This is a genomic window from Amycolatopsis sp. NPDC003731, assembly GCF_053586895.1.
Window position 1 is genome coordinate 38,894 of record NZ_JBSFNC010000004.1, and the last position, 24,178, is coordinate 63,071.

The following is a 24,178-nucleotide window of genomic DNA, read 5'->3' on the forward strand; positions in this document are numbered from 1 at the left end:
TCCACCGTGCTCTCCGCAGGCATCGCCATTGTCGTCATCGCCGGGCCGGGTCTCCTGATCGGTCTCGCGGCGGGTTTGCGCGGCTGGGTCCTGGCCGGGACGGCGCCGTTGCTGAGCTACGCCGTCGGCGGGCTGACCGGTCCGTGGGCCGCCGCGGCCGGGCTGCCGTTCACGCCGCTGACGTACGCGGTGTCGACGGTCGTGTTCGCCGGGATCGCTTTCGGTGTGCGGAGGTTCACGGTGCGCGGCCGGTCGCCGGAACCGCCATTGTGGACGAGAAGTGGACACCTGGCGGTACTGGCCTGCCTGCTGTTCGCGGCCGCCACCGGGGTCTGGGCGGCTCTGCTCGGGATGGGCCGGATCGGGGCGCTGCCCCAGGGGTTCGACGCGGTCTACCACGGCAACGCCGTTCGCTACCTCGCCGACACCGGCGACGGCAGCCTGTTCGGCACGGGCCACGTGAACTGGTACGGCGACGCGCCACCAGTGTTCTACCCCAACGCCTACCACCTGCTGGCGTCGGTGACGTACCGGCTCGGCGGCGGGTCGATCCCGGAGACGCTGGACGCGAACACCGTGCTGCTGCCGGGTCTGCTGGCGCTGTCGCTGGTGACGCTGGTGCGGCAGTTCCGCGGCCGGGCCGTGCTCGCGGGCGCCGTGGCGCTGACGGCGGTGGCGCCGGTGACGGGCGTCTACGAGTCGATGAACCGCGGGCCGCTGCTGCCGTTCGCGCTGGGCGTGACGCTGACGCCGTTGGCCGCGGTGGCGCTGCGGCGGTACCTGGAGCGGGCCGCGCCGGACACCGGGCTGGTGCTGGTGCTCGCCGCGGTGGGGCTGCTGTGCATCCACCCGTCGACGTTGTTCGGCGGGATCCTGTTCGCGGGCCCGATGCTGGGGCAGCGCTGGCTGGCGGGGTGGCGCCGGCTCGGCCGCGACCTGCTGGCGTTGCTGCCGATCGCGGTGGTGTCGCTGCTGGTGGCGTGGCTGCAGCTGTTCGGAGCGCTGGGGCTGGCGTTGCCGTACTACGGCTGGCCGAGCGAGTACCGCGCGTCGACGGCGTTGGGCGCCCTGCTGGGGTTCCAGCACTTCGAGCCGCACCCGCAGGTGTGGCTGTCGGTGGCGTTGTTCTTGGGGATCGTGTTCTTCGCGCGGGCGGGTGAGCTGCGCTGGATCGGCCTGACGGCGTTGGTGACGGGGTTGGCGTACGTGGCGGTGGCGTCGTCCAACGCGCCGATCGTGATGGCCCTGTCCCGGCCCTGGTGGGACGACCCGTTCCGGTTCTTCTCGATGGCGGCGGTCCCGCTGTCGGTCCTGGCGGCCCACGGCTTGGCGTCGGCGCAGGCCTGGTTGCGCGACCGGTTGCCGTCGCGGGTCCAGGCGGTCGCCTTGCTGGTCCTGCCGGGGTTCGTGCTGCTTTCGAACGGGCTGTACGTCCGGTCGAACGGCGACCAGGTGTACCCGGGCTACCAGGCGGCGGACCCGTCGACGCTGCGCGTGACACCCGGCGAGCAGGCCGCGATGCTGGCGCTCGGCACCCTGGCCGCGCCCGGCGAGTGGGCGATGAACGACCGGTCCGACGGAACCGCGTGGACTTACGCTTTGGCGGGAATTCGAACCGTCGCCGGGCATTTCGACGAAACTTCCCCACCGTCGGACGCGGTGTTGCTGGCAAACCGCTTTCGAAACTATTCGACGGATCCGGCGGTGCGGGCGGCGGTGCGCCGGTGGAACATCCATTGGGTCATTTCGGGAAAGCCGTCCGGTGATCCGGTCCGGCCTTATCAGCCGGGGCTGGTCGGTTTGGCGGGCGAGCCGTTCTTGACGGTGGTCTACCGCAACCCGGACGCGGTGATCTACCGGCTGACGCCGTGAGTTGTCCACATGTGCGCAACCCCTGTGGACAACCTGGGGACAACGTCAGGCAGGGGTGCTGGCTCGCGTACCCAGGCGGACGACACGCGTACCGGGATGGACGACACGCGTACCTGGGCGGACGACACGGCGGAAGGGTTCAGGCGGAGCGGGCGGTGCGGGCGGCGACCGCGGCGAAGCCGGCCGTGAGCAGGTCGGCGACCGTGAACATCACGCGGGAGGCGACCGCGAACGCGGTGGCCTGGCCGACCGTCAGGCCGCTCGCCGTCAGGACCGCCACCTGGGCCACCTCGCGGACGCCGACGCCGCTGGGGAGGATGAACGCGAACGTGCCCACCGTCATCGCCACGGCCATCGCGCCCACGCAGAGCACGAAGCCGCTCAGGCCCGGGGTGCCCACCGAGTTGGCCAGGAGCCAGAGGTGGACGCCCTGCAGGCACCACGCCGCCGTCGAGGCGCCGAAGACCTTGCCGATCACCGCCCAGCCGAGCGGGTGGGCCAGCGGGGGGCGCCGGAGGATCCGCAGGACCAGGGACGTGCCCCAGGTCAGGATCTTCGGGTGCAGCATCGCCAGGCCGAGCGGGATGAGCACGAACAGCCACAGCGCGCGCGGGCTGTTGCTGAACACCGCCGGGGCCGCCAGGAGCGACACCACCAGCGCCGACACCACGCCCACGCCGAGCTGGATCAGGGAGCCGGTGAAGATCCGGGCGCGGGCCAGGCCCGCCTTGCGGCCCAGCTCCATCTGCAGCAGGTACGCCCAGACCGACCCCGGCACGTACTTGCCGAGCGAGCCGACCAGGCAGATCTGCGCGCCCCGGGCGTAGCCGATCGGCTTGCCCAGGTCGTCGACCATCACCTGCCAGCCCCAGGTCGAGACCAGGATGGCTGCGACCAGGGCGACCAGGCTCAGCAGGGACGACTCCCAGGCGACGTCCCGCAGGGTGTGCCAGAACTCGCCCCAGTTGGCCGCCAGCTGCTTCGCCGCGAAGCCGAGGACCAGCAGGATCGCCACCCACCGGACGACGTCGAGGATCTTCGCCCGGGTGGACTTCGGCTGCTTTCCCGCCGCCGGCAGGTCCTCAACTTTCGTCATCGACGGCTCTCCTCAGGCCTGCACCGTGACCAGGCGGCTGAACTCGGAGAGCAGATCGTAACCGTCCCACACCGCGGAGAAGGTCAGGGCGGAGCCGAACGGCACGATCCGGTCGACGCCGCGGCCCGCGAGCTCGTGCGCGAACGCCGTCAGCTCCTCGGCGGTGAAGCCGAACTGGCTGACCGTCTGGTCCTTCCGGAGGACGATCGGCACCAGGTCGGCCAGCGAGGACACCCGCGCGTTGGCGAACGTGCCCGCGCCGAGCCACTCGCGCGGCAGCACCGCCGGGTCGGTCAGCTCGAGCGTCGCCAGGCCGTTGCCCTGGAACTCGATCTCCTTGACCAGCCCGTCGACCGCCGCGCCGTACGCCGAGACGCGCTTCTGGACCGCCATCGCCGGCTCGGTGACGTGCTGCTTCGTCTCCAGCACCGAAGCCAGCAGCGTGCGGAACTCGCTCCCGGCCGCGGACGCACCCGCTTCGTCGCCGACCCAGAACACCGCGCGCGGCGACGAGCAGGCGGCCTGGTCGAACCAGTACGAGTCGTTGTAGAAGCCCTCCGCGGCCGCGCGCCGCTCTTCGGCGGACGCCCGCTGCCAGCCCGCCACCGACGCGACGGCGAAGGACGAGCGGTCCGGGAACGTCAGGTCACGCGCGTGCGGGGCCAGGGGGTACTTCCGCAGGGCCGCGACCGAGCCGTCGCCGCCCCAGATGACGCGCAGGTCGGCGGCCAGCGACAGGGCGCCGCTCACCTCGTCGCTGCGGTCGTAGGTCACCATCCGCTGGGTCGCCCGGATGGCGTCGGCCACCGAAGCGTCCACTTCGGACAGTGCGGCGTTCAGCGCCTCCAGCACCGCCTCGGCGGCCCCGGCCGAGCGCGACGAGACTCGCACGACGTTGTGGTTGCCCGCCAGCGCGGACAGCGCCCACGAGTAGACGAAGATCGTGTCGACGTTCGCCGGCGGCACGTGGAAGACCAGCCCGCGCGGGAACCGCAGCGCGTTCCCCGAGGTGTCCAGAGTGGACAGCGCCTTGGCGATTTCGCCCTTGCGCAGGAAGAAGCCGAGCGACGCGAGCTCCGGGAACCGGCGCGCGGTGGCCGGGGCGAGCAGCTTGCGGGCGAACTTCGTGACGAACTCGACGATCCGCGGGTCGCCGACGCGCAGCCGACCGCCCGGCGGCGAAGCGCGCAGCTCGTCGACCAGGGAACCGACCTCGATCGGGGCCGAAGCGGGGAACCGCTGGGTCAGAGAAGTCACGCCGCCGCTCCCGAGAACGTGTCGGAGCACCCGCGGGCCTCCGCCTTCGGCAGCCGCCCGAGCACCGAGAAGTGCTTGCCCGGCCAGTCGCCGTCGTCGATGCCGTTGTAGACGCCGAGGTCTTCGGTCAGCAGCACGTGCCCCGGGTACGACCGCGGCAGCGTCGAGACGACCTCGATCACGCCCGGCTCCCCGACCGGCTGCTCTTCCCACGTCTCCGGGTTCCGGATGACGACGTCGGCGAAGTCCGGGCAGTACAGCGAGTTCCCGGACGGCCCTTCGAGGAACACCGTGCCGATCTGCTCGATCATCCCGTAGTAGTTGTGGATCCGGGTCAGGCCGGTGTCCTCTTTGAACCGCCGCCGGAACTCGGTGTTGTCCACCGCGCGGTCGATCAGCTTCTTCCAGCCACCGCTGTGGATCAGGATGCCGTTCGACAGGTCGAGCCCGTGGTCCCGCGCGACCTCGTAGAGGTACAGCCACACCATGAACGTGAAGCCGAAGATCAGGAACGGCTTGTCGCCGTACTCGGCGAGGAACTTCTTGACCGCCTCGACGTCCGGCTGGTCGTTCTCGTCGAGCACGTACGTGTGCTTGCGGCCGAAGTTCGCCATGCCCAGCACACCCGCGCCGCGCGCGGAGAACGAGCGGCGGTTCTTGATGATGCCGATCGTGTCGACCATCAGCATCGGCAGCCGCTCCCCGCCGAGGACCTCCTGCAGCGTCGCGCCCAGCTGCTTGGTCTGCGCGCCCGCCGCCTCCTTGTCCAGGTAGATCCGGGACGCGCCGGCGCCGGTGGTGCCCGACGACGTCAGCGTCTTGAAGACCTCGCTGTCCGGGACGGACTTCAGGTCGTGCGTCTTGAACATCCGCACCGGCAGCCACGGCAGGTCCGCGATCGAGCCGAAACGCGCGTCCGCAGCGATCCCCAGCGACGACAGGATCCGGTCGTAGCCTTCGGAATTCGCCCGGTGGTGGGCCGTCAGCGAGGCCAGCTCGGGCAGCAGCAAGGCCTCCCGGTCGGCCTGCGACCGCGTGAACACACTCATACCCGCCCCTCCAAGGTCCGGTAGTCGATCTTGCCGCTGGCCAGCAGCGGCACGGTTTCGATCGGGCGGACGTCGAACCCGCTGGCGTGCAGGTGCAGCCGCTCGGCCAGCGCCCGCGACGCGTCCTTGCAGATGCCGGTGTCGGCGCCCTCGGCGAACAGCACGACCTTGTCGCCCGCCGCCACCGCGGCCACCACGTCGATCCCGACCGCCGCCGTGCGCACGGCCTGCTCGAGATCGTCGAGGCTGACGCGGTTGCCGAACACCTTGCCGATGCGCTTGAGCCGGCCGGTGATGAACAGGTACCCCTCTTCGTCGAGGTACCCGAGGTCACCGGTGGCCAGCACGCCACCGTATTCGTCGCCCTTGGCCAGTCCGGACTCGTCGTCCGCATAGCCCATCATCACGTTGGGCCCACGGTAGACGACCTCACCGACAATTTTCGGGTGCGTGGTCTCCGAGCCGTCGTCGCGACGGACCGAGAACCGGCCGCCCGGCAGCGCCGGCCCGGCGGAACCGAGCTTTTCGGCCAGCTTTTCGGCGGGCACCGTCGTCATCCGCGGCGCCGCCTCGGTCTGGCCGTACATGACGTACATCCGGCCGCCGACGGCGAGCATCTTCTCGTTGAACTCGGCGACCAGTTCGTCGCGCAGCTTCCCGCCGGCCTGCGTCAGCGTGCGCAGCGTCGGGTACTTCGCGGGGTCGAACTTGAGCCGCCGCAGCATTTCGTAGTGGTACGGGACACCCGAGAGCGACGTGACGCCGTGGGTGTTCACCGCGTCCCAGAAGCCGCGGCCGAGCACGCCGGACGGCTCGATCACGACGGTCGCGTCCCGCACCAGGTGCGAGTTCAGCACCGACAGGCCGTAGCTGTAGTGCAGGGGCAGGCAGGTGGGAGCGACCTCGTCGGCGTCGATGTGCAGCACCTGCGCGATGGCGTCGGCGTTCGAGAGGATCGCCTGGCGCGAGAGCCGGACGAGCTTCGGGTTACCGGTCGAGCCGCTGGTCGGCAGCAGGACGGCGAGGTCGGGGTGCGGCACGACCCCGTCGGCCGACGTGCGGACCCAGTCGGCACCCCGTGCGGCATACCCGTCGGGCGCGGCACCCGAAGCCGACAGCACGGCCGCCGGCCGGAACCGCGAGACCAGCCCGGCCAGCACGTCCGCGTCCAGTGCCGGGTCGATCAGCGCGATCGCCCGCCCGGATTCGAACGCGCCCAGGTAGGTCAGCACGCTGTCCAGGTCGACCGACATCCGCGCGAACACGACGCCGGTGGGCAGCGCCGCCAGCTTCTCCATCGCCCGGCCGACCTCGGCCGACAGTTCCGCGCCCGCCAGCGTGCGGCCCCCGGCCACATCGACCAGCCGGGCTCCCGCACCCAACAGCGTCACAGCACCAAGCCTCCGTCGATCCCCAGCACCTGGCCGGTGATGAACGACGCTTCGTCGCTCACCAGGAACCGGATCGCGTTCGCCACTTCTTCGGGCCGGCCCAGGCGCCCGAGCGGCGTCTTGCCGGCGTTCTCCGCCTTCGCGTCCTCGCTCAGGCCCGAGGTGAGATCGGTCTCGATGACGCCCGGCGCGACCGCGTTGACGCGGATGCCGGACCGGCCGAGCTCCTTCGCCGCCGACCGCGCGATGTTCGCCACCGCCGCCTTCGACGCCGCATACACCGTCTGACCGGCGCTTCCGTACTCGCCGACGATGGAGGCGAGCACGACGATCGCCCCCGACTTCTTCCGCATCATCGCCCGGGCCGCGGCCTGGACGGTGTGCAGCGTGCCGGCGACGTTCGTGCTCAGCGTCGTGTCGACGAGGTCTTCCTTGATCATGCCGAGGAGCGCGTCCTCCATGATCCCGGCGTTCGCGACGACGACGTCGAGCTTCCCGTGCTCCTTTGCGACCCCCCTGACCAGCGAAGACACCGCTTTGGCGTCGGTGACGTCCAGCGCGAGCCCGGAAGCGCCCACGGAGGCCGCCGCTTCCTTCGCGCGAGCTTCGTCACGTCCGGTCAGCACCACCGTCGCGCCCGCTTCCACCAGAGCGCGGGCGGTGGCCAGGCCGATCCCCCGCGTCCCGCCCGTGACGAGCGCGACGCGACCGGACAAATCAGTCATTCTTCGACTGGAGCTCGGTGACCATGTCGACGGCGACCTTGAAGCTCGACATGTCGATGACCTGGTCGGTGTCGAACTCGACGTCGAACTCGTCCTCGATGGCCGCGACCAGCGCCATGTGGCCGACCGAGTCCCACGCCTCGATGTCGCGGTACTTCAGGTTCTCGACGTCGACACCGCCGTCGAGGTCCAGCGCCTCGACGAAGACCTCGCGCAGCTTGGGGGCGACTTCGGACATGCGTTGACTCCTAGTGCTCGTCGCGCGGGCGAGCGTCCCACGCCTTTACCAAGGTAGAGAGGTCGCCGGGCAGTGTGACGTCCGGGAGACCTTCCTTGCCCTTCAGCCACGGCCCGAGAGCCTCGATCGTCTCCTCGTCGAGACCACGGCGGGACAGGCCCACCACGTTGACGCCGGTGACGCGGGCCGGGTTGCCGACGGCGATGGTGAACGCGCCGATCTCGCGCCGCACCGCCGAGCCCATCCCGATCATCGCGCCGGGCCCGATCACGACCTTCTGGTGCAGGATCGCGCCCATGCCGAGGTTCGCGCCGTCCCAGATGTGGCAGTGGCCACCCGTGACGGCGTTCGACGCGATCGTCACGCCGTCGCCGACCAGGCAGTCGTGCGCGATGTGGGAGTTGCGGAGGTAGTAGCCGTCGCTGCCGACCGTCGTTGTCCGCCAGGTCCCTTGGTGGACACTCACGTACTCGCGGATCCGGTTGCGGCTGCCGATGACGACACCGTGCCCGTCGTGATCCGGGTCACCGGCCGGGGCGTCTTCCCAGGCCGCCGGGTGCGGGCGGCCGCGGTCCTCGCCCGGCGTGCCGATGGTCACGTGCGGGCCGATCCAGTTGCCGTCCCCGATCCGCGTGGGGCCCGCGATCACCGCGAACGGCCCGATGACGTTGTCCTCGCCGAGCTCGACGCCTTCGCCGATGACGGCGGTCGGGTGGATGCGGTTGGCCACGGGCGGGTATCCGTTCGTCGGCGGCTGGGTACTGGGCGTGCTGCCGCGCCCGGTAACGTGTGGCCCGCGTTGCTGCAGGGCGGCCGGGCGCAGAACCGGCGGCTCACTGTACCGGACGCACCGAAATCGCCTGCCGAGAGAGACTGCCCATGATCCCCATCACTGTGGTCGACGTCCGCGACGCGGAGGACCTCGTCGTCGAGGTGCTGCGCTCCGGCGCCATCGCACAGGGACCGATGGTCAAGCGCTTCGAAGACGCCTTCGCGGCGGTCTCCGGGACGAAGCACGCGATCGCGGTCAACAACGGGACCACCGCGCTGGTCGCGGCCCTCCAGGTGCTGGACCTGCAGCCGGGTGACGAGGTCATCACCTCGCCGTTCACCTTCGTGGCGACGCTGAACGCGATCCTCGAGGCCGGCGCGACCGTCCGCTTCGCCGACATCCGGCGCGACGACTTCGCGATCGACCCCGACGCCGTGGCCAAGGCCGTGACGGACCGCACGAAGGTCCTGATGCCGGTGCACCTCTACGGCCAGACGGCGGACATGGGCAAGCTCGCGCCGCTCGCCGCCGAGCGCGGCCTGCAGGTGATCGAGGACTCGGCGCAGGCCGTCGGCGCGTCGTTCGAGGGCAAGCCGGCCGGTTCGTTCGGCATCGGCTGCTTCTCTCTGTACGCGACGAAGAACATCACCACCGCCGAGGGCGGTGTCATCACCACGGACGACGACGCGCTGGCCGACAAGCTGCGCGTGCTGCGCAACCAGGGCATGCGCGCCCGGTACCAGTACGAGGTCGCCGGCCACAACTACCGGATGACCGACCTGCACGCGGCCGTGGGCATTCCGCAGCTGGCGAAGCTCGACCAGCTGACCGCCGCCCGCCAGGCGAACGCGAAGCGGCTGTCCGAGGGGCTCGCCGGCACGCCGGGCCTCGACGTCCCGCAGGTGCTGCCGGGCCGCGAGCACGTGTGGCACCAGTACACGGTGCTGGTCGGGCCGCACGCGTTCCTCTCGCGCGACGAGCTGGCCACGGCGCTCACCGAGCGCGGCATCGGCAACGGCATCTACTACCCCAAGATCGTCTTCGACTACGACTGCTACGCGGGTCACGACCTGATCCCGGGCGCGCGCGTCGAGGACTTCCCGGTCGCGAAGTCGGTCGCCGAGCAGGCGCTTTCGCTGCCGGTGCACCCGCACCTGACCGAGTCCGACCTGGACACCATCATCGAAACCGTTCGCGAGGTACTGGGCGCATGACGCATCGGATCGCTCTTGTCGGTACCGGGAACATGGGTTCCCTCCACGCCCGCGTGCTCGCCCAGAACGAGCGCGTCGACCTGGTCCGCGTGATCGATCCGCGCGAGGAAGCGGGCAAGGCCGTCGCCGACCGGTACGAAACGCGGTGGACACCGGAGATCGGCGAATTGTCCGATGTGGACGCCGTGGTGCTGGCGTCGGCCACCGAGGTGCACTACGACCTGGCGCAGGAGATCTTCCGCCAGGGCAAGCCGATGCTGGTCGAGAAGCCGGTCTGCAACAGCTTCGAGAAGTCCCAGGAAATCGTTTCGCTGTCGGCGAAGAACGACATCCCGCTGATGTGCGGGCTGCTGGAGCGCTACAACCCGGCGGTGATGACCGCGCGGGCGCTGGTGAACGAGCCGGTGCACCTGATGGCCCGCCGCCACGGCCCGTACGCGCCCCGCATCAAGACCGGGGTGGCGTGGGACCTGCTGGTGCACGACGTCGACCTGGCGATCCAGTTCTTCGGCGGCGCGACCCCGGCCCGCGTGACGTCCGGCGCGGGGTACTTCCACCCGTCGTCGGTCGAGGGCGCCGAGGACACCATCGAGACGGTGCTGTCCTTCCCGACCGGCCTGGCCACGGTCTCGGCCTCGCGGCTGGGCCAGAAGAAGGTCCGCTCGCTGGTCGTCTCCGAGCTCGACCGGCTGATCGAGATCGACCTGCTGCGCCGGGACGTCACGATCTACCGGCACGTCTCGCACGACTCCGTCACCCCGGACGGCCTCGGCTACCGGCAGCAGACGGTCATCGAGATCCCGGAGCTGGTCACCGCCCGCGAGCCGCTCGCCACCCAGCTGGACCGCTTCTGCGACCTGCTCGAGGGCAAGATCGACGCCGACACCGAGCGCGACCTGATCCTGCCCTCGCACCACGTCGTCGAGCAGGTTCTGACGCAGGCCGCGGCCTAGCTCACCGGCACCGGGAACGCGGCCGGGCTCCGGCGGCCACCGGGGCCCACCGCGCGGACGCCGAAGAAGACGTTGTCCTTGGACAGGTCGATCTTCGCCGTCAGCGCCGGGCCGACGCCGATCGCATGCGTCCAGTCCGGCGCGGTGGTTTCGCGCCAGAGGACCTCGTAGCCCGTCGCGCCCGGTGTCGCGTCCCACAGCAGTTCCGAGTCGTTCGTCAGCGCCGCCGTGCGGATCTTGACGCCCTTCGGCGTGCCCGGCGCCGTGGCGAGCGACCACAGCGCGGCGCCGTTCACCCGGGCGACCCGCGCGATGAACGGGAAGTCGCAGAACTCCGGCAGATCGCCGTACTGGACACCGCTCTCGACGCGGACGTCCTGGTGCTGGTGGGCGAAGTCCTCGTTCGGCTCGGTGAACCGCGCCGCCGGGTAACCCTGCTCCAGGAAGCCGATGTGGTCGCCGCCGCGCAGGTAGCGGTCGCGGCGGTGGATGACGCGGACGGTCATGCCGGTCGCGTCGTTCTCCGCCACGGACTTCACGAACCGGGCCAGCTGCCGCGGCGGGGAGTCGTTCTCGCCGCCGATGCTGCGGCGCAGGTTCGCTTCGGCCGGGGTTTCCGCCGTCGGCACGCCCTCGGCGAAGAGGCGGATCGTGAAGGGGGCGCGCGTGCCGTCGTCGGCGCGGCTCGAGCCGACGATGTCGTCGGTGAACATCGCCTGGACGTCGGTGCCGGCCGCCTTGAACTGCCGCGCCATGAACCGCGAGCCGTAGAGGCCCTGTTCCTCACCCGCGACGGCGGCGAAGACGATCGTCGCGGCCGGTTGCCGCGTCGAGAGCACCCGAGCCAGCTCCAGGGCGACCGCGACGCCCGAAGCGTCGTCGTCGGCGCCCGGCGCGTCCCCGGTGAAGTCCATGACGTCGGTGCGGCGCGAGTCGTAGTGCCCCGAAACGACGTACACGCGGCCGGCATCGGTGGACCCACGCAGCGTCGCGACGACGTTGGTGATCTGCGTCGGCACCGGGATCCGGTCGGCGGGCGGCTGGACGTACGACTGGAGCTCGACGCTCAGCCGGCCGCCGGACGCGGCCGCGATCTGCTGGTACTGCGCGAAGAGCCAGTCGCGCGCGGCACCGATGCCGCGGGCGGGGTCGTCCTGGGCGGACAGCGTGTGCCGGGTGCCGAACGCGGCCAGCCGGCGGACGGTCGCTTCGATCCGCCGCTCGTCGACCTGGCGCAGCAAAGCCCGCAGCTCGGCGTCGGGACGCTGGGAGCGGACCGGGCCGCCGGGCCCGCGGTCCCCGAGTTCGGCGGCACCGGCCGGGGCGGCGGCCGTCACGCCCAGCGCGGCCGTGGCGGTGAGGAACGCTCGTCGAGAGGTCACGGTGCCCGTCTTACGCCCGCATCGCGTGGCCGGGTACCGCCTACTTGGTGAGCCGCTTTCCGTCGGCGTCGAAGGCGATCAGGGGTGTCAAGACGGCGGAGTTCGGGACCTCGACGGGGTCGAACCAGAAGAAGACCACGGTCGAGTCCGCGGTCCAGGTCGCCAGCCGGGCCTCGATCGTCTTGCCGTGCACCGTGGTGGTGATCCGCGCCGCCGGGCCGGCGAAGTAGCCGAAGACCGGGATGAGCTGGTTGCCGACCGTCTCGCCGCCGTCGGTGGCGTGGAAGCCGAACGAGCGGTCGGAGCCGCGGAACTCGTTCGTCACCTGCAGGGCCCGCAGCGAGGCCCCGGACCGGAGACCGGCCACCAGGCCGAACCGGGTGCCCGGCAGTTCCGGCAGGTCGATGGCCCGCGCGTAGAAGACGAGCTCCCCGGCCGCGGTCCGGATGCCGGTGCCGACGACGTCCCCGATCGGCTGCTCCGCGGGCGGTCCGGCGGTCGTCGACACGGCCGGGGCCGGGGACGGCGGCTGCGCGACCGGCGCGGGCGCGGGCTGCCGCAGCTGGATGGCGAACACCACGACGAGCACCACGGCGGCCGCGGCGGCGACCCCGGCGGTCCCGGTCAGCAGCCGCCGGCGACGTCGGATACGCCTCCCACCGGCCATGATCCCGGCGAGATCGGGTTCGGCGAAGGGCACCTCGGGCGGCTGCCGGAGGGCGGCGCGGAAGTCGTCGAGCTCGTTCACCGCCCGCTCCCTCCGATCAGCGTGTCCTCCGGGTCCGCCTCGACCCGCAGCTTGGCCAGCGCCCGCGAGTTCGTGCTCTTCACGGTACCGAGGGAAACGCCGAGCTCACGGGCCACGTCGGCTTCGGGCAGGTCGAAGAAGTGCCGCAGCACGACGACGGCGCGTTCGCGGTCGGTGAGCGTCTTGAGCACCGCGGTGAGCCACGCGCGCTGGGTGACGGCCTGGTCGACGTCGAGGCGGTCCTGCTGCTCGGGCATGGCCTCGGTGGCGTACTCGCGGATGGGGCGCCGCCAGCCGTCGATGACGTGGTTCACCAGGACGGTCCGGGCGTAGCCGTAGGCGTCCTTGTGCCGCACCCGCGACCAGGCCGCGTAGGTGCGCGTGAAGGCGGTCTGGGCGGCGTCTTCGGCCTGGTGGCGATCACCGGTGAGCAGGAACGCGGCGTGCGTGAGCCGAGCCGACGACACGCGGACGAACTCCGCGAACTCCTCGTCGCCGCGCGCCATGGATCACCTCGTTCCGTCCTTTCCAGCGACGGCCGGGGCAGGGAAAGGTTGCTTCGTGGATCTCGCCGGCGTATACCGAAGCTCATCGAAACGTTGTGTAACCGATATCTCGCGCTGGGTCACCGAGTACTAGAGTCCTGCGTGCGGTTCCGTGCGAAGAGACTTCGCCGCCGGGAGGATCGGGCGGTTTCACGACGGCGGCGCCGGCGTCCGGCGCCGGTGCCGCCGTCATCCACGTCAGGGCCGCTGGGCCATGCCGGATCGCTACTCCTCCGAGTAGTCGCCCGATGGGGCTCCCCAGCCCGAAGTGTTCTGCCCTTGTGACTCCGCGATCTCCCGCCGCCGGGCGTTCTCCGCGCGCACACGGTCCACTTCGGACTGGATGTACTCCTCGTCGTACCGCTGGAACACCCGGGCCGGATTCCCCGCCACCAAGGTCCGCGGCGGGACGTCCTTGGCCACCACCGAATTCGGCTGGACCGTCGCGAAGTCGCCGATCGTCACGCCGGCCATGATCACCACCAGGCCGCCGATGAAGCAACCCTTGCCGATCTTGACCGGCTTGCGCTCGATCAGGTCGCTGCCCGAGTGGTTCTGCAGCGTCATGTTCGCCAGCCAGCTCGAGTGCGTGAAGATCAGCGTGTTGAGCCCGATGCTGGTGTGCTCGCCGATCTCCAGGCCGCCGCTGGCGTCCAACGCCGCGCCTTCGCCGATCCAGCAGTGGTCGCCCATCTTCAGGTTCTCGGGGCTGATGATCTTCACGCGCTCGCGCACGCGGCACGTCGAGGGCAGCCCGTAGAACTGCGCGCGCTCGGCGTCGTTCATGTACTGCGAGACGAGCTCGGTCAGGATCTGCGGGCGCAGCCGGTGGCTGCGCTCGTCATCGAAGAACATCGGCTTCCGACACCAGCTTCTCGAAGGTCCTGAGGTGCTCTTCCGCGACGACGTCGAGGCCGAAGTTCGACCGCACCAGTTCGCTCTCGCGCTGCGCGATCAGGGCCCGCTTCTCCGGGTCGTCGAGCAGCTCGATCACCGTGCGCGCCACGGCTTCCGCATCGTCCGGGCGGACCAGCAGCACGTTCTCGCCGTTGCGCAGCTCGATGCCCGGGTAGTTGTCCTCGGTCACCGACGCGATCGTCGCCGTACCCGACAGCATCGCCTCCAGCGACGCCGTGCCGCAGCCGCCGTTGAGGTCGTGGGTGACGATGTCCGCCGCCGCGAAGTACGCCGGGACGTCCTCCTTCGGCACCGCGCCCGTCACCACCAGCGCGTCCGACACGCCCAGCTCGCCGGCCCGCTTCAGGAACGCGTCGTGGTAGACCCGGCCGACGACCACCACCCGCACCCCGGGGTGCTTGTCCAAAATGGACGGCAGGGCCTCGATCAGCGGCAGCCGGTTGCGCAGCGGGATGACGTGCCCGAGCGACACGATCAGCGGGGCGTCGCCGATCCCGTGCTCCGCGCGGACGTCCTTCGTCACCGGCTTCGCGAAGTGTCCCGTGTCGACGGCGATCGGGAAGTACTCCGAGTTCGCGTCGCTCGTGCCGTACCGCGCGACGCAGTAGTCGACGCCCAGCTTGTCGAGGATGACGTACTTCGGCCGCATATAGGCCAGGATCGGCCGCACCAGGACCGCGTCGAGCAGCCGGAACACGCCGCCGTACAACTTGTTGTCGCTGATCAGCAGCGTGTGGATGGTCAGCAGGGTCGGGACGCCGTGCCGCCGCGCCCAGATCCCGGCCAGCCACGAGAGGTCGAAGAACTGGCCGTGCAGGTGGATCGCGTCCGGCTGGAACTCGTCCAGCAGCTTCCACAGCCGCCGCCAGTTGCCCGGCCGCAGGGACGCGAAGCTCATGTCGAAGTCGATCGACAGGCCGATCTGCGGCATCTTCACCGCGGGGAGGCGCACGACGCGGTAGCCGTCCCGTTCCTCCTCGGCCGGGGCGTCGGCGTACGCGGCCGTGATCGCGAGGACTTCGTGCCCGGCCGCGGCGAACTGGGCCGCCAGCGACGCCGCCATGTGCGCGCTGCCGCCCACCCGCGGCGGGAAGAAGTTGTTCACCACCGCGATGCGCATGGCACGCCCTTGCGCAGGCCCCGCGGTGGTGCTCACTCGGTTTCCTTGACCAGATCCCGCATGCCGTCCTCGACGGTGATCCGCGGCTCCCAGCCCAGCACGTCCCGCGCCCGGCTGATGTCGGCCGCGCGCCGCGAGACCAGCACGTCCCGGTCGTTGAACAGCGGCTCGACGTCGACGCCGACCGCCTCGATGAGGATCTTGGCCAGCGCCGCGATCGACGTGTCGATGCCGGTGCCGATGTTGATCGGCACGTTGGCCTTCTCCGACTCCAGCGCCGCGACGACGGCGTGCGCCAGGTCCGTCACGTGCACGAAGTCCATCGACTGGTCGCCGCGGCCGTCGATGATCGGCGGCTGGCCGTTGCGGAGGCGCTGGATGAAGTGGTTGATCACCGACGTGTAGTAGGCCTCGATCTTCTGGCCGGGGCCGTACACGTTGAAGAACCGCAGCGCGTTCCAGGACAGGCCCTTCTGGCGCTCGTAGAAGCCGAGCAGGTCCTCGCCGGCGCGCTTGGAGATGCAGTACGGCGTGAGCGGGCGCAGCTCGTCGTCCTCGTGCATCGGCAGCCGCTTCGGGTCGCCGTAGACCGACGCGGTCGAGGCGAACACCAGCCGCTCGACACCCTCGTCGGCGGCCGCCGCGAAGACGTTGTGGTTGCCGATCATGTTGATGTCGATCGACTCGTGCGGGTCGGCGATCGACTTGTTGATCGACACCGTCGCGAAGTGGATGACGTGCGTGCAGCCGCGCATCGCCTCGCGCACCGCGCCGCCGTACCGGACGTCCTTCTCGACCAGTTCGACCTTGCCGGTGGCGACGAACTCGTTGACCCGGGCGCGGTCGCCGCGGGTCATGTTGTCGAAGATCCGGACCGTGTAGCCGCCCTCGATCAGCAGCGGGATCACGTGCGCGGCGATGAAGCCGCCGCCCCCGGTGAAGAGCACCTTCTTGTCGGACACCAATTTCTCCTCGGTCGGCGGCTTCAGGACAGGGACTGCACGGCTTCGCGCACGACCTCGGCGACCCGGGTGACGTCGGCGTCGGTGAGGTTGGCGTGCATCGGGACGGCGAGCTGGCGCGCGAACGCGTCGGCCGAGACGGGCAGCGGGGCCTGAGGCCCGTAGATCGGCTGCAGGTGCGAGGCGTACGTGCCGAAGTTGCACTGGACGCCCTGGGAGCGGATCCGCAGGGCCAGGGTGTCGCGGCTGACTTCGGGCGCGACCGTGAGCAGGTAGGCCTGCCACGGGTGCTCGCGGTCGGGCAGCTCCACCGGCACGGTCAGCGCGTCGACGTCGGCGAACGCCTCGTGGTAGCGCTTCGCGACCGAACGGCGGGCGGCGAGGAGGTCGGGGAGGCGGTCGAGCTGGACGTTCATGATCGCGGCCTGGACGTCCGAGAGGCGGAAGTTGTAGCCGAGCTCGTGGAACTCCGGGATGGGCAGCGTGTCCGAGCCTTCGCGGCTGATGGCCGGCTCGATGCCGTAGGTGTGCAGCTTGCGGGCGCGGGCGATGAGGTCTTCGCGGTCGGAGACCAGCGCGCCGCCCTCGCCGGCGGTGATGCCCTTACGGCCGTGGAAGGAGAACGCGGCCAGGTCGGCGAGGCTGCCGGCCGGGCGGGTCTTGTACGTCGCGCCCGCGGCGCAGGCGGCGTCCTCGAAGAGCCAGAGGCCGTGCTTGTCGGCGATCGCGCGGTACTCGTCGAAGTCACCGGGCTGGCCGGCGACGTCGACCGCGAGGATCCCGACCGTCTTCGGCGTGATCAGGGCCTCGACGTGCGCCGGGTCCGCGCTGAAGACGTCCGGGCGGATGTCGGCGAACACCGGCTTCGCGCCGGCCTGCACGACGGCGTGGCCGGTCGCCGGGAACGTGTAGTCGCCGACGATCACCTCGTCGCCCGGCCGGACGCCGAGGACCTGGAGCCCGAGGAAGAGCGCCGAGCCGCAGTTCGCGGTCGTCAGCGCGTGCGCCGTACCGGTGACCTGGGCGAACCGCTCTTCGAAGCGGCGGCAGGCCGGGCCGGCACCGGCGAGCCAGCCGGAGCGGAACACCTCGGCTACGGCAGCGAGCTCCTCTTCGCCCACGGTGGGTTGACCTAGGGCAATGCTCTCGGACGACATACCTCTCCCATTGCGTGGGGACCCGGCGAAGTGTATAGACGCACGCTCAGGTGATTCACAGGACCACGCCGAACTCCCGTTTGGAGTGACCCCCACCGCAGGTCGGGGACGTCTTAGGCTGGGTCCATGCGATTCGGGGTGCTGGGGGCCGTCGCCGCGTGGCGCCCCGATGGCGCGGCGGTGGCGGTGGGCGGCCCGCGGTCGCGGACGCTGCTGGCGTTGCTCGCTCTCGACGCCGGGCGGTTCGTCCCGGCCGACCGGCTGATCGACGGCATGTACGGCGAGCACCCGCCGGACGGCGCCGCGAACGCCCTCCAGTCGCAGGTGTCGCGGCTGCGGACGGCGTTGAAGGACCTCGCGCCGGTCGAATTCACCGCGGCCGGGTACCGGCTCGTCGTCGCACCGGACGAAGTGGACGTTCACCGCTTCGAACGGCTGGCCCGCGACGGCCGCGCGCTGCTGAAGAACGGCGAGCACACGCGGGCCGCGGAGATGCTGGGCGACGCACTGGCGTTGTGGCGCGGGCCCGCGTTCACCGACCTCGCGGACGCGCCCTTCGCCGCGCCGCAGGTCACCCGGCTCGAGGAGCTGCGGGCGGACGCCGTGGACGACCACGCCGAGGCCCGGCTGGCGCTCGGGCAGGCCGAAGACGTCCTCGCCGGCCTGCGGGAGACCGTCGCCGCGCAGCCCCTGCGGGAACGGCCACGCGCGCAGCTGATCCGGGCCCTCGCCGCCGCGGGACGGCCGGCCGACGCGCTCGCCGCGTTCGAAGACGCCCGCCGCACGCTGGCCGACGAGCTGGGCGCCGATCCCGGCCCGGAGCTCGCCGAAGCACACCTCGCGGTGCTTCGCGGCGAGACCGAGAAGCCGGTCCTGCCGGCGTTGCCCGCGCAGCTGACCAGCTTCGTCGGCCGCGACGCCGAGCTGCGGCAGGTGGCGGAGCTGCTCGGACGCGCCCGGCTCGTGACGCTGACGGGCCCCGGTGGCACCGGCAAGACGCGGCTGGCGGTCGAGGTCGCGACGGCCCAGGCCGGCCCGGTGGCGTTCGTCGAGCTCGCCCCGCACGGCGGCGGTGCCGTCGCCGGCGCGGTGCTGGCCGCGCTCGGCCTGCGCGAGAGCGCGCGCGGCGGCCCGCAGAACCCGGTCGAGCGGCTGGTCTCGGCGTTGCGGACCCGCCCGGTGCTGCTGGTGCTGGACAACTGCGAGCACGTCGTCGAAGAGGCGGCCCGACTGGTCGCACGCCTGCTCGCCGCCTGCCCCGGGCTGCGGGTCCTGGCCACCAGTCGCGAGCCGCTCGGCATCACCGGCGAGCAGCTGGCGCCGGTGCCGCGGCTGGCCGTCCCGCCGCCCGGGACGTCCGCGGCGCAGGCCCGGGACTTCGCGGCCGTCCGGTTGTTCGCCGAACGCGCGGCCGCGAGCGATCCCGCGTTCGCGCTCGACGAGTCGACGATCGGCGACGTCCAGCACGTCTGCGCGGCCCTCGACGGCCTGCCGCTGGCCCTGGAGCTGGCCGCGGCCCGCGTCCGGTCCCTCGAGCTCGGCGAAATCGCGGCCCGGCTCGACGACCGGTTCCGGCTCCTGGCCCGCGGCAGCCGGACGGCCGAGGCCCGGCACCGCTCGCTGCGCGGGGTCGTCGAGTGGAGCTGGGACCTGCTGACCGCCGAGGAACGGGCGCTGGCCAGGAGACTCGCGGTGTTCTCCGGCGGCGCGACCGCCGCGGCCGCCGCCGAGGTGTGCGGCGCCGACGTCGACCTGCTGCCGGAGCTGGCCGACAAGTCCCTGGTGGAAGCCGTCGGCGGGCGGTTCCGGATGCTGGAGACGATCCGCGCGTTCGGCGCCGGGAAACTCGCCGAAGCGGGCGAAGCGGAGACGTTCCACCGCGCGCACGCCGAGTACTTCCTGCGGTTCGCCGGCGAAGCCGATCCGAAGCTGCGGACCGCGGAGCAGCTGGACTGGCTGGCCCGGCTGGACGCCGACTACGACAACCTCCTGGCCGCGCTGCGCTGGTCGACCGAGCACGACGTCGTGCTCGCGCTGCGGCTGGTGCCGCTGCTGGCGATGTACTGGTGGATGCGTGGACGGCGGTTCGAGGGCGCCGGGCTGTCGCTGGCCGTCGTGTCGCGGTGCTCGCCCGAGGTGCGCGAGGAGTACGCCGAGGAGTTCCTGGTGTGCGTGCTCGGCGCGTTGTCCGGGCATCCGGACGAGTCGCTGGAGCAGTACCTGCCGCTGGTCCGGCGGTACGCGGCGGACGGCGACTGGTCGCCCCGGAACCCGATCCTGGTGATGCTGATGGGCGTCGTCGCCGGCCCGCCCGGCGACGACGACGAGCTGACCGGCCGCGGCGAAGGCCTGCTGGCGGCCGGCGACGCCTGGGCGTGGGCGCTGCTGCCGATGGGCATGGGCCTGCGGGCGATGATGTCCGGCGACCTGGCGGGCGCCGAAGAGGGCCTGCGCGAGGGCGCGGCGCAGTTCCGCGCGCTGGGCGAGCGGTGGGGCCTGTCGATGGCGCTGGACCACCTGTCCCAGCTGCTGACCTGGCGGGGCGAGCACGCGGCCGCGTTGCCGCTGATGGACGAGGCGCTCGGCCTGATGCACGAGATCGGCGCGACGGACGACGTCGCGGACCTGATCTGCCGCCGCGCGTGGAACCACCTGCTGTCGGGCGAGCACGCCCGGGCCCGTGCGGACTACGAGCTGGCCGCGGCCACGGCCCGCCGGTCGGGCATGCCGGAGTCGCGCGCGGCGGCCTGCGTCGGGTTGGCGAACCTGGCCCGGCTGTCCGGTGACCTGGCGGCGGCCCGTTCGTGGTGCGAGCAGGCGCTGGCGGAGTGCCCGGGCGGCTCGTTCGCGGCGGAGACGGTCCGCGCGATGACGCTGCTCTCGCTCGGGTGGCTGGCCGTGGCCGAAGGACGTCCCGCGGAAGCGGCCCGGCTGCACCGGTCGGCGTTGCTGACCGGACGCCAGTGGCACGCGGGCGACGTGGTGGCGTTCGCCTTGGAGGGCTTGGCCGGGGTGGTGCCACCGGACCAGGCGGCCACGCTCCTGGGCGCGGCGGCGGGCGTGCGCGGGACGTCGATCGCGGGTGACCCGGACGCGTCGTCGGTGCGGGGGCGAGTCGTGGCGGCGCTGGGCGCGGACGGTTTCGAACGCGCCTACGCGATGGGGTTGGGGATGAGCGCCCAGAAGGCCTTGAGCGCGGCCGGACTGACCGGCTCACCAGGCCCTTCCCCGCTCGCGTAGCCTGATCGACCGTGCGCAACGTCGTAGTCGTCGGGGGCGGGATCGTCGGTCTGGCCGTGGCCTGGGAGCTGACCAGGCGCGGGCTGGACGTCACCGTCCTGGAGAAGGAAGCCCGCTGGGCGGCACACCAGACCGGGCACAACTCGAACGTCGTGCACGCCGGGCTCTACTACAAGCCCGGTTCCTTCAAGGCGCGGATGTCGGTCGCCGGCAATCGGTCCATCGTGGACTTCGCGCGCCAGTACGGCGTGCCCGTCGAGGTGTGCGGGAAGCTCGTCGTCGCGACCGACGAACGGGAGATCCCCGCGCTGAACACCCTGGCCGAGCGGGCCGAGGCCAACGGCGTCCCGGCCAAGCAGATCTCGCCCGCCGAAGCGCGCGAGTACGAGCCCGAGGTCGCCTGCGTCGCCGCGCTGCGCGTCGAATCCACCGGGATCATCGACTTCCCGGCCGTCTGCCACGCGCTCGTCCGGCTGCTCGACGAAGCCGGCGTCGACCTGCGGCTGAACGCACCGGCCGTGGCCATCCGGGCCGGGAGCAACGGCGGCGTCGAGGTCGCGACCGGCGACGACGTCGTGCAGGCCGACGCCCTGGTGAACTGCGCCGGCCTGCACTCCGACCGCGTCGCGCGGCTGGCCGGGCTGACGCCGTCGGCGAAGATCGTGCCGTTCCGCGGCGAGTACTACGAGCTCAAGCCGGACCGCCGGCACCTGGTCAAGGGCCTGATCTACCCGGTGCCGGACCCGACGCTGCCGTTCCTCGGCGTGCACCTCACGCGCATGCTCGACGGCAGCGTCCACGCCGGCCCGAACGCCGTGCTCGCGCTGCGCCGCGAGGGCTACCGCTGGCGCGACTTCTCGGCGAAGGACGTCGCCGAGGTCGCCGCCTTCCCCGGCGCCTGGCGGCTCGCGAAGAAGTACGCGTTCCCGACCGGCCTCGACGAGGTCCGCCGCTCGTTCTCGAAGAAGCGGTTCGCCGCGAGCCTCGCCCGGCTCGTCCCGGCCGTCACCGAGGACGACATCGTCCGCCACGGCTCCGGCGTGCGCGCCCAGGCGATGCGCCGCGACGGCTCGCTCGTCGACGACTTCCTCATCGAGACCACGCGCGACCAGGTGCACGTCCTGAACGCGCCGTCGCCGGCCGCGACGAGCGCGCTGGAGATCGCGCGCCACATCGCGGACCAGGTGTCCTCGGAGAACTAACCCGGCAGGTTCGCGGTCACCAGCGGGAGGCCCTGCTTCACGAGGTCGCAGGTTTTCGTGTCGTCGCCGACGAACCCGCTGACCACCTGCACCGACGACGTGTCGGTGATGGCGAGGGTCGCGCCGCAGGTGACCCGCAGGCCGCCCATGTTCGGGAACAGGCCCCACTTCTTGCCGCCGACGTCGACGGTTTCGGTCGGGGTGACGCCCTTCGCGCCCGGCCAGTCGCCGACCGGCGTGCTCGGGCCGAACCAGACCTCGAACGCCTTCTGGCCGCCGTCGCCGTCGGTGTCGTCCCAGAGGCAAAAGGACGCGTTCGGCACCGTGGACGAGGTGTCCTTCTCGCCGGTGGGCGAGATGTCCTTCAGCTGGGCCACCTGGTCGGGTTTCAGCATCGCGCACGGGTCCGCCGACAGCAGCGGGCCGCCCGGCTCCGGTTTCGCCGACGTCGTCGGTGTCACCGGCGGCGCGTCCTGGCCGCCCGGCAGGTGGGCCGCGACCTGCGGGATGACGACCTTCGCCAGCTCACACGACTTGTCGAGCTTGCCGGCCGAGACGCTGACGTAGGCGAACGACTTGGCGCCGAGCAGGGCGTAGTACACGCAGTCGTCCGGCAGGATCGAGGCATACTGCGTCCAGCTGAGCCCGCCGATCCGCTCCGGCCCGGACTTCTTGACGGCGCCGGAGATGTACTCGTTGAAGTCCATGTCCGAGGCGACGCCGACGTTGAGGACGGCCGACGGCTCGACGTCGTCCTTCGAGCTCCACAGGCACATCGGCGGCTGCAGCCGGTCCTTGTTCTCCTTCACGGAACGGCCGGGCGACTGGTAGCCGAGGGCGTCGACCTGCGCCTGGTCGAGCAGCGCGCAGGCGTCGACGGCCGTGACGACCGGGCCCTGGCCGGGCACCGGCGACGCCGAGCCGCCGACCGTCACCGTGCAGCCGGTCACCACGGTCACGGCCGCCAGTGCGACCGCGACCTGCCACCTCATCCGCATGAGTTCCTCCTGTTCGGCCCGGACACTACTGGGACGAACGGAGCAGCACCGCGGATCCGCCCGATTCAGCGAGGCGTGAGGACGTCCTTGCCGCCGACGAACGGGCGCAGCGCCTCCGGCACGCGGACCGAGCCGTCCTCCTGCTGGTGGTTCTCGACGATCGCGACGATCCACCGGGTGGTGGCCAGGGTGCCGTTGAGCGTCGCGGCGATCTGCGGCTTGCCGTTCTCGTCGCGGTAGCGGATGGACAGGCGGCGGGCCTGGAACGTCGTGCAGTTCGACGTCGAGGTCAGCTCGCGGTAGGTGTCCTGGGTCGGGATCCACGCCTCGCAGTCGAACTTGCGGTGCGCGGACGTGCCGAGGTCACCGGTCGCGGTGTCGATCACCCGGTAGGGCACCTCGATCTTGGCGAGCATCTGCTCTTCCCAGCCGAGCAGCCGCTCGTGCTCGGCCTCGGCGTCGGCCGGCTTCGCGTAGACGAACATTTCCACCTTGTCGAACTGGTGGACGCGGATGATGCCGCGGGTGTCCTTGCCGTACGAGCCGGCCTCGCGGCGGTAGCAGGACGACCAGCCCGCGTAGCGCTTCGACTCGGTGAGGTCGAGGATCTCGTCGGAGTGGAAGCCGGCGAGCGGCACCTCCGACGTGCCGACGAGGTAGAGGTCGTCGTCCTCGAGGTGGTAGATCTCGCTCGAGTGCTGCCCGAGGAAGCCGGTGCCGGCCATGATCTCCGGACGCACCAGCGACGGCGTGATCATCGGCGTGAAGCCGTTCTCGAGGGCCTGGGCGATGGCCATGTTGAGCAGGCCGAGCTGCAGCTGCGCGCCGACGCCGGTGAGGAAGTAGAACCGCGAGCCCGAGACCTTCGCGCCGCGTTCCATGTCGACGCCGCCGAGGCCTTCGAGCAGCTCGAGGTGGTCCTTCGGGGCGAAGCCGAGCTTCGTCGGCTCGCCGACGTGCTTGAGGACGGTGAAGTCGTCCTCGCCGCCGACCGGCGCGCTCGGGTGGACGAGGTTCGGCACGGTCCGGAACAGCGTGTCGAACTCCTCCGACGCGGTGTTCTGCTCCACCTCGGCCGCCTTGACCTGCGCGGCGAGCTCCTTGGCGGTGGCCAGCAGCCGCTGCTTCTCCTCCGGCGGCGCCTTCGGGATCTGCTTGCCCAGGAGCTTCTGCTCGTTGCGCAGCTTGTCGGCGGCCGCGATCGAAGACCGGCGCCGGGTGTCGAGGGAGAGCAGCTTGTCGACCACTCCCTCGTCTTCACCACGGGCGCGCTGCGACGCGCGCACGGCTTCCGGGTCTTCGCGCAGAGTCCTGGGGTCAATCACGGGTCAGAGGGTAG

At 71.4% G+C, this 24,178-nt stretch carries 21 protein-coding genes; 5 read left to right on the top strand and 16 right to left on the bottom strand.

Going from position 1 to position 24,178, the window contains the following annotated elements; all coding sequences use genetic code 11:
* The first annotated feature begins 6 nt into the window (after positions 1-6).
* Complete coding sequence (locus tag ACWDN5_RS02875; RefSeq protein WP_449674059.1) at positions 7-1,872, top strand: DUF6541 family protein; 1,866 nt, start codon at positions 7-9, stop codon at positions 1,870-1,872.
* 139 nt (positions 1,873-2,011) lie between these two features.
* Here the strand turns inward: ACWDN5_RS02875 and ACWDN5_RS02880 are convergent, their stop codons facing one another.
* The 7 genes from ACWDN5_RS02880 to ACWDN5_RS02910 are packed head-to-tail and all read right to left on the bottom strand — an operon-like array spanning position 2,012 to position 8,358.
* Complete coding sequence (locus tag ACWDN5_RS02880) at positions 2,012-2,968, bottom strand: lysylphosphatidylglycerol synthase transmembrane domain-containing protein (RefSeq protein WP_449674060.1); 957 nt, start codon at positions 2,966-2,968, stop codon at positions 2,012-2,014.
* Between the two features lie 12 nt (positions 2,969-2,980).
* Positions 2,981-4,225: an acyl-CoA reductase gene (locus ACWDN5_RS02885; protein WP_449674062.1), complete on the bottom strand. Its 1,245-nt coding sequence runs from the start codon at positions 4,223-4,225 to the stop codon at positions 2,981-2,983.
* Complete coding sequence (locus tag ACWDN5_RS02890; RefSeq protein ID WP_310968162.1) at positions 4,222-5,274, bottom strand: LuxE/PaaK family acyltransferase; 1,053 nt, start codon at positions 5,272-5,274, stop codon at positions 4,222-4,224. The genes ACWDN5_RS02885 and ACWDN5_RS02890 overlap by 4 nt, the downstream gene beginning before the upstream one ends.
* On the bottom strand, positions 5,271-6,665 hold the full coding sequence (locus ACWDN5_RS02895) for an AMP-binding protein (protein WP_449674064.1): 1,395 nt from the start codon (positions 6,663-6,665) through the stop codon (positions 5,271-5,273). The genes ACWDN5_RS02890 and ACWDN5_RS02895 overlap by 4 nt, the downstream gene beginning before the upstream one ends.
* Positions 6,662-7,390, bottom strand: a complete 729-nt coding sequence (locus ACWDN5_RS02900) for an SDR family NAD(P)-dependent oxidoreductase (RefSeq protein WP_310968164.1) — start codon at positions 7,388-7,390, stop codon at positions 6,662-6,664. Before ACWDN5_RS02900 ends, ACWDN5_RS02895 begins: the two co-directional genes overlap by 4 nt.
* A complete protein-coding gene (locus ACWDN5_RS02905; protein ID WP_003096467.1) occupies positions 7,383-7,628 on the bottom strand; it encodes an acyl carrier protein in 246 nt (81 codons plus the stop codon). Before ACWDN5_RS02905 ends, ACWDN5_RS02900 begins: the two co-directional genes overlap by 8 nt.
* 10 nt (positions 7,629-7,638) lie before the next feature.
* Positions 7,639-8,358 carry an acyl-ACP--UDP-N-acetylglucosamine O-acyltransferase family protein gene (locus tag ACWDN5_RS02910; protein ID WP_310968165.1) on the bottom strand — a complete coding sequence of 240 codons (720 nt, stop codon included), beginning with the start codon at positions 8,356-8,358 and terminating at the stop codon, positions 7,639-7,641.
* A gap of 149 nt (positions 8,359-8,507) precedes the next feature.
* On the opposite strand from ACWDN5_RS02910, the gene ACWDN5_RS02915 reads away from it, so the two are divergent.
* Together ACWDN5_RS02915 and ACWDN5_RS02920 are read left to right on the top strand one after the other, a co-directional pair.
* A complete protein-coding gene (locus ACWDN5_RS02915; RefSeq protein ID WP_449674067.1) occupies positions 8,508-9,614 on the top strand; it encodes a DegT/DnrJ/EryC1/StrS family aminotransferase in 1,107 nt (368 codons plus the stop codon).
* A complete protein-coding gene (locus ACWDN5_RS02920; protein WP_310968167.1) occupies positions 9,611-10,567 on the top strand; it encodes a Gfo/Idh/MocA family protein in 957 nt (318 codons plus the stop codon). The genes ACWDN5_RS02915 and ACWDN5_RS02920 overlap by 4 nt, the downstream gene beginning before the upstream one ends.
* Here ACWDN5_RS02920 and ACWDN5_RS02925 read toward each other — a convergent pair.
* The 7 genes from ACWDN5_RS02925 to ACWDN5_RS02955 form a co-directional block, all read right to left on the bottom strand.
* Complete coding sequence (locus ACWDN5_RS02925; protein WP_449674069.1) at positions 10,564-11,949, bottom strand: M20/M25/M40 family metallo-hydrolase; 1,386 nt, start codon at positions 11,947-11,949, stop codon at positions 10,564-10,566. The two genes, ACWDN5_RS02920 and ACWDN5_RS02925, sit on opposite strands and share 4 nt — an antisense overlap.
* A gap of 40 nt (positions 11,950-11,989) precedes the next feature.
* A complete protein-coding gene (locus tag ACWDN5_RS02930) occupies positions 11,990-12,697 on the bottom strand; it encodes a hypothetical protein (protein WP_449674071.1) in 708 nt (235 codons plus the stop codon).
* Positions 12,694-13,203 (bottom strand): SigE family RNA polymerase sigma factor, encoded by a 510-nt coding sequence (locus ACWDN5_RS02935; RefSeq protein WP_310968170.1) that lies wholly within the window; start codon positions 13,201-13,203, stop codon positions 12,694-12,696. The genes ACWDN5_RS02930 and ACWDN5_RS02935 overlap by 4 nt, the downstream gene beginning before the upstream one ends.
* A gap of 264 nt (positions 13,204-13,467) precedes the next feature.
* A complete protein-coding gene (locus ACWDN5_RS02940) occupies positions 13,468-14,097 on the bottom strand; it encodes an acyltransferase (protein WP_449674073.1) in 630 nt (209 codons plus the stop codon).
* Positions 14,084-15,280 carry a glycosyltransferase family 4 protein gene (locus ACWDN5_RS02945; RefSeq protein ID WP_449674173.1) on the bottom strand — a complete coding sequence of 399 codons (1,197 nt, stop codon included), beginning with the start codon at positions 15,278-15,280 and terminating at the stop codon, positions 14,084-14,086. Before ACWDN5_RS02945 ends, ACWDN5_RS02940 begins: the two co-directional genes overlap by 14 nt.
* Before the next feature lie 32 nt (positions 15,281-15,312).
* Positions 15,313-16,242, bottom strand: a complete 930-nt coding sequence (locus tag ACWDN5_RS02950) for an NAD-dependent epimerase/dehydratase family protein (RefSeq protein WP_310968172.1) — start codon at positions 16,240-16,242, stop codon at positions 15,313-15,315.
* A gap of 23 nt (positions 16,243-16,265) precedes the next feature.
* Positions 16,266-17,399, bottom strand: a complete 1,134-nt coding sequence (locus tag ACWDN5_RS02955) for a DegT/DnrJ/EryC1/StrS family aminotransferase (protein WP_449674075.1) — start codon at positions 17,397-17,399, stop codon at positions 16,266-16,268.
* Positions 17,400-17,525: 126 nt separating this feature from the next.
* Here ACWDN5_RS02955 and ACWDN5_RS02960 point away from each other — a divergent pair, with 126 nt between their 5' ends.
* Both ACWDN5_RS02960 and lhgO read left to right on the top strand, forming a co-directional pair.
* A complete protein-coding gene (locus ACWDN5_RS02960; protein ID WP_449674077.1) occupies positions 17,526-20,639 on the top strand; it encodes a BTAD domain-containing putative transcriptional regulator in 3,114 nt (1,037 codons plus the stop codon).
* An 11-nt stretch (positions 20,640-20,650) separates the two neighbouring features.
* The gene (gene lhgO / locus ACWDN5_RS02965; RefSeq protein WP_310968175.1) at positions 20,651-21,841 is read left to right on the top strand and encodes an L-2-hydroxyglutarate oxidase; all 1,191 of its coding nucleotides are present in this window, start codon (positions 20,651-20,653) and stop codon (positions 21,839-21,841) included.
* Here the strand turns inward: lhgO and ACWDN5_RS02970 are convergent.
* Positions 21,838-22,839: a DUF3558 family protein gene (locus ACWDN5_RS02970; RefSeq protein WP_310968176.1), complete on the bottom strand. Its 1,002-nt coding sequence runs from the start codon at positions 22,837-22,839 to the stop codon at positions 21,838-21,840. The two genes, lhgO and ACWDN5_RS02970, sit on opposite strands and share 4 nt — an antisense overlap.
* Before the next feature lie 65 nt (positions 22,840-22,904).
* A complete protein-coding gene (gene serS / locus ACWDN5_RS02975; protein WP_449674080.1) occupies positions 22,905-24,164 on the bottom strand; it encodes a serine--tRNA ligase in 1,260 nt (419 codons plus the stop codon).
* Between the last annotated feature and the right edge of the window lie 14 nt (positions 24,165-24,178).